General features: G+C 54.8%; 6 protein-coding genes, 1 tRNA gene and 1 pseudogene. 1 reads left to right on the forward strand and 7 read right to left on the reverse strand.

Translation table 11 applies throughout. The features are described 5' to 3' along the window. From nuoF to B2R48_RS06310, 7 genes are all read right to left on the reverse strand, one after another. Positions 1-1,160: NADH-quinone oxidoreductase subunit NuoF (gene nuoF / locus B2R48_RS06280; RefSeq protein ID WP_296998848.1), on the reverse strand; the 1,160-nt coding region annotated here is incomplete at its 3' end. A 1-nt stretch (position 1,161) separates the two neighbouring features. After that, positions 1,162-1,824 (reverse strand): NADH-quinone oxidoreductase subunit NuoE, encoded by a 663-nt coding sequence (gene nuoE, locus B2R48_RS06285; protein WP_062954563.1) that lies wholly within the window; start codon positions 1,822-1,824, stop codon positions 1,162-1,164. Then, positions 1,821-2,999 carry an NADH-quinone oxidoreductase subunit D gene (locus B2R48_RS06290; RefSeq protein WP_296998851.1) on the reverse strand — a complete coding sequence of 393 codons (1,179 nt, stop codon included), beginning with the start codon at positions 2,997-2,999 and terminating at the stop codon, positions 1,821-1,823. Before B2R48_RS06290 ends, nuoE begins: the two co-directional genes overlap by 4 nt. Next, a complete protein-coding gene (locus B2R48_RS06295) occupies positions 2,999-3,628 on the reverse strand; it encodes an NADH-quinone oxidoreductase subunit C (RefSeq protein ID WP_062954557.1) in 630 nt (209 codons plus the stop codon). Before B2R48_RS06295 ends, B2R48_RS06290 begins: the two co-directional genes overlap by 1 nt. A gap of 19 nt (positions 3,629-3,647) precedes the next feature. Next, complete coding sequence (locus B2R48_RS06300) at positions 3,648-4,190, reverse strand: NuoB/complex I 20 kDa subunit family protein (protein WP_062954553.1); 543 nt, start codon at positions 4,188-4,190, stop codon at positions 3,648-3,650. After that, positions 4,181-4,546, reverse strand: coding sequence for an NADH-quinone oxidoreductase subunit A (locus B2R48_RS06305; RefSeq protein WP_008891231.1), 366 nt, complete (start codon positions 4,544-4,546; stop codon positions 4,181-4,183). Before B2R48_RS06305 ends, B2R48_RS06300 begins: the two co-directional genes overlap by 10 nt. 285 nt (positions 4,547-4,831) lie before the next feature. Beyond that, positions 4,832-4,908, reverse strand: a tRNA-Asp gene (locus B2R48_RS06310). Positions 4,909-5,220: 312 nt separating this feature from the next. On the opposite strand from B2R48_RS06310, the pseudogene B2R48_RS06315 reads away from it, so the two are divergent. Further along, a pseudogene (locus tag B2R48_RS06315) lies at positions 5,221-5,345 on the forward strand (flagellar motor switch protein FliG); the annotation flags it as partial.

Consider the following 5,345-nt stretch of genomic DNA (forward strand, 5'->3'; position numbering starts at 1 on the left):
TCGACCTGTTTGGTCACATCCCACAACAGATCAATCTCATCAAGCGTGGCCTCGCCGCGGACCATGCGCGTCATCATGCGCATCATCCAGCCGGTACCTTCACGGCACGGCGTGCACTGGCCACAGCTTTCATGCTTGTAGAATTCCGACAGACGCGCGATCGCGTAGACAATGTCAGTCGACTTGTCCATGACGATGACAGCGGCCGTACCAAGACCGGAGCCAACTTCACGCAGGCCGTCAAAGTCCATCAGAACGTCGTCACAGACGTCTTTTGGCATCAGCGGAACAGATGAACCGCCCGGAATAACCGCAAGAAGGTTGTCCCAGCCGCCGCGAACGCCGCCGCAATGCTTTTCGATCAGTTCCTTGAGCGGAATGCTCATGGCTTCTTCGACAGTGCACGGTTTTTCAACGTGACCGGAAATGGCAAACAGCTTGGTACCGTGGTTGTTTTCACGACCGAAGCTTGAGAACCAGGAACCGCCGCGACGCAGAATGGTCGGAACGGCTGCGATCGACTCAACGTTGTTCACAGTGGTCGGGCAACCATACAGACCAGCGTTTGCCGGGAATGGCGGCTTCAGGCGCGGCTGACCTTTTTTACCTTCAAGGCTTTCGATCAGGGCGGTTTCTTCGCCACAGATGTAAGCGCCGGCACCAAGGTGCAGGTAAATGTCAAAATCCCAACCCGAACCGCAGGCATTTTTTCCCACCAGACCGGCTTCATAAGCCTGGTCGATGGCAATCTGCAGGTTGGATGCCTCGTGATAGAACTCGCCGCGGATATAGATATAAGCCGCGTGGGCGTTCATCGCGAAGCTTGCCAGAAGGCAACCTTCAATCAGGGTGTGCGGATCATTACGCATGATCTCGCGGTCTTTACAGGTGCCCGGTTCGCCTTCGTCGGCGTTAACCACGAGATAGCTCGGACGACCATCAGATTCTTTTGGCATGAAGGACCATTTCAGGCCGGTCGGGAAGCCAGCGCCCCCACGACCACGCATACCGGATGCTTTCATCTCGTCGATGATCCAGTCGCGGCCCTTTTCGATCAATGCCTTGGTACCATCCCAGTTACCACGGGATTGCGCGCCCTTGAGGCCGAAATCCTGGAAACCATACAGGTTGGTAAAGATACGATCCTTATCCTGCAGCATATCAGGCGTCCCCTTCGCTTGCATTCGCGTCCTGCGGGGCTGCACCGCAGCCACAGAAAGCCTTCAGAACCTTCGGACCATCGATCGGCTCACACCCTTTGCGGCCGCTCTGCGGGCCGGCTTTCGGCTTCTCGCCCTTTTTGAGGGCATCAAGAATGGCCTTGGTGCTTTCCGCAGTCAGGTCTTCGTAATAATCGTCGTTAATCTGCATCATCGGGGCGTTAACACACGCACCGAGGCACTCAACTTCGATCATGGTGAACTGACCGTCTTCGGTGGTTTCGCCAACGCCAATGCCGAGTTCCTTTTTGCAGGTATCGACAACGTCAGCAGAACCGCGAAGCCAGCACGGCGTGGTGGTGCAAACCTGGATGAAGTTCTTACCCACCGGGGCAAGGTTATACATCGTATAGAAGGTTGCGACCTCGTAGACGCGAATGGCCGGCATTTCGAGCATGTCGGCAATGTAATCCATTGCGACGGTCGGAACCCAGTTACCCTCGGTCTGACGCTGTGCCAGATCAAGCAACGGCATGACCGCACTTTGCTGGCGGCCTTCCGGATACTTGGCGATGATCTTCTTTGCCTTTTCCTGATTTTCAGGCGTGAATGCAAAGCTGGTCGGTTGAAGCTCTTTCGGAGCTGGTCTTCTCAAATGGCTCATCGGTCAATCTCACCGAACACGATATCTAGCGACCCGATATTGGCAACGACGTCGGCCAACATGTGACCTTTGGACATGAAGTCGAGGCCTTGGAGGTGCGGGAACCCCGGGGCGCGGATTTTGCAGCGATACGGACGGTTCGAGCCATCCGAAACAAGATACACACCAAACTCGCCTTTCGGTGCCTCGACCGGGGCATAGCATTCGCCAGCCGGAACGTGGAAACCTTCGGTGAAGAGTTTGAAGTGGTGAATAAGGGCTTCCATCGAACGCTTCATCTGCGCACGCGACGGCGGTGCCACTTTGTTATTTTCAACAATAACAGGACCATCCGGCATATTCTTGATGGCCTGCTTGATGATGCTGAGCGACTGCCACATTTCCTCGAAACGGACAAGGAAGCGGTCATAGCAATCGCCGTTCTTGCCGACAGGAATGTCGAAGTCGAAATCTTCGTACGAGTCATAAGGCTGAGATTTGCGCAGATCCCATGCCAGACCCGATGCGCGAATGTTCGGACCGGTGAAGCCCCAATCAAGGGCCTCTTCCGCACTCACGACACCGATATCAACCGTACGCTGTTTGAAGATACGGTTGCCGACCAGGACGCGGTCGAAGTCTTTCATGAAGGTTTCGAAATGTTCAGCCCAGTCCGAAATATCATCAAGAAGACCGGCCGGCAGGTCGGCTGCAACACCGCCCGGACGGAAATAGTTGGCGTGAAGACGGGCGCCACAGGCGCGCTCATAGAACTCCATGAGCTTTTCACGTTCTTCAAACGCCCAAAGCAGCGGCGTCATCGCGCCGACGTCCAGTGCAAAGGTCGTCAGGTTCAGAAGATGGTTCAGAATACGACCGATCTCCGCATACAGAACACGGATATACTGCGCACGCTTGGGCACTTCGACGCCCATCAGCTTTTCGATGGCCAGGCAATATGCATGTTCCTGGTTCATCGGCGCAACATAGTCGAGACGGTCGAAATACGGGGTCGCCTGAATATAGGTCTTATATTCGATCAGCTTTTCCGTACCACGATGCAGAAGACCAATATGCGGGTCGGAACGTTCGACGACTTCGCCGTCCATTTCCAGAACCAAACGCAGAACGCCGTGCGCCGCAGGGTGCTGCGGGCCGAAGTTCATGGTCATGTTTTTGATTTTTTGTTCGGACATCAGGCGTTGCCCTCCGCCTTTTCATCACCCGGAAGAACATGCTGGATGCCTTCCCACGGGCTTTCGAAATCGAAATTACGGAAATCCTGAACCAGTTTGACCGGCTCGTAGACAACACGCTTCTGTTCGTCGTCATAGCGCACTTCGACATACCCTGTCAGCGGGAAGTCCTTACGCAGCGGATGACCTTCGAAACCATAGTCGGTCAGGATACGGCGGGGATCCGGATGATCGGCGAAGAAGATACCGTACATGTCCCACGCTTCGCGCTCGAACCAGTCGGCGGCGCTGAAAAGCGAGACACAGCTTGGTACCGGGGTGTCTTCGTCGGTACGGACCTTCACACGAATGCGCAGGTTATGCTTCAGAGACAACAGGTGATAGACGACGTCGAAACGCTCGGAGCGTTCCGGGTAGTCTGCACCACAAACATCAATAAGCTGCTTGAACAAGCAGCCGGTATCATCCCGAAGGAAGGTCAGAACTTTAAGGATATCATCGCGCTTGGCGACGATGGTCAACTCGCCGTAACGAATCTCGCTTTCGAGGAGTTCGTCGGCCAGCTGGGACGCCACCAGATCTTTCAGATCGTTCAAAGCAGCGCTGTTATCGCTGAGCAGTTCGCTCATGCAAGCCCCCTATTACGGATCAGCGTGTCAGGACACCGGTACGGCGGATTTTCTTTTGCAGCTGCATCACGCCGTAAATCAGCGCTTCGGCTGTCGGCGGGCACCCGGGAACGTATACGTCCACCGGCACAACGCGATCACAACCGCGAACCACCGAATAAGAATAGTGATAGTAACCGCCGCCATTGGCGCACGAGCCCATCGAAATGACCCAGCGCGGCTCTGCCATCTGGTCATAGACCTTACGCAGTGCCGGGGCCATTTTGTTGGTCAGCGTACCAGCAACGATCATCACGTCCGACTGACGCGGGCTTGGGCGGAAAACCAGGCCGTAACGGTCAAGGTCATAACGCGACGCAGCCGAATGCATCATTTCAACAGCACAGCAGGCCAGACCGAAAGTCATCGGCCACAGGGAACCGGTGCTTGCCCAGCTTGCGAGCTTATCGAGATTGGCAAGGACAAAGCCCTTGTCGTTCATCTCGTCAAACACGCCCTTAAGCAGTGCATCCTGATCCGAACCGGGTGCCAGGGGTGCGCCTGAGTTGGTGCTCACTCCCATTCCAAAGCTCCCTTCTTCCATTCGTAGATAAAGCCGACCGTCAAAACAGCCAGGAAGATCACCATCGACACAAAGCCGAACGTCCCGATGTCACCAAGGGTCACAGCCCACGGGAACAGGAAGGCGACTTCGAGGTCGAAAATAATGAACAAGATTGCGACCAGATAGAAACGGACGTCGAACTTGATGCGCGCGTCCTCAAACGGCGCAAAACCGCATTCGTATGCAGACAGTTTCTCGACATCCGGTGCCTGCTTGGCAAGAACCAGCGACGCGATGACGATTACCGCCGAAAGACCGACGGCGATCCCGATGAACACCAGGATCGGAAGATATTCCGAAAGAAGCTCTTGCATCTCTCTGACCTCTCAAGAACAGGCCTTTTGACCCGACCAGGTCCCCACCTGGCCAATTACGGCGCACCATAACGTATGCACCGCACAAGTTCCAGCCCTCAAGCGCGTTCGACACACCCTAAGGCCGGAAACTTTCTAATCTTTTTGCCATTCACTATCGTCCGATATCGGGCTGGACGTCGACATGATCAAGACCCAATCGTGCGAAGCAGCATAAGCAACACATGAAATGGCGACCGCGGAAAAGACAATGCGCCCCATAAAAAGACAACAGATGATGGATCATGGCGCGAGCGACGAGACTTGAACTCGCGGCCTCCGGCGTGACAGGCCGGCGCTCTAACCAACTGAGCTACGCCCGCTAAATGACCATCAATCGGCGCGCCTTTGTTAGACCACACCCCAAACCAAGTCAAGCAGCTAGCAACGTTTTCAACCCATTCGACAATTGCACCTGCAAACATCGCCCAATGCGGGTCAATTTGGCCCGGGATTTGTACCGCATTAATCAATTTTGTACATTTAGGGTGCTTTATACCTATGGGGCTTTGCAAAGGGGCGTCGGCTTTTATAGAATTGTTGACAAATAACCCCTATCTTACGGTGCGATAGAGGCAGGTTCGGCAGTCAGGTTCCACTACCGAACAGAGTCATTACGACGGAGAAGACCACCCGTGGGGCGCGTTAAAGAAGAATACAGATCACTTGCCGGACCTGAAAAGGCAGCGATTCTCATGCTTGCTCTTGGGGAAGAGCACGCGACCAAGATGTTCAGCATGATGGATGACGAGGAAATCAA

Origin of the sequence: Thalassospira sp. UBA848 (genome assembly GCF_002295455.1) — a bacterium.
Lineage (GTDB): Bacteria > Pseudomonadota > Alphaproteobacteria > Rhodospirillales > Thalassospiraceae > Thalassospira.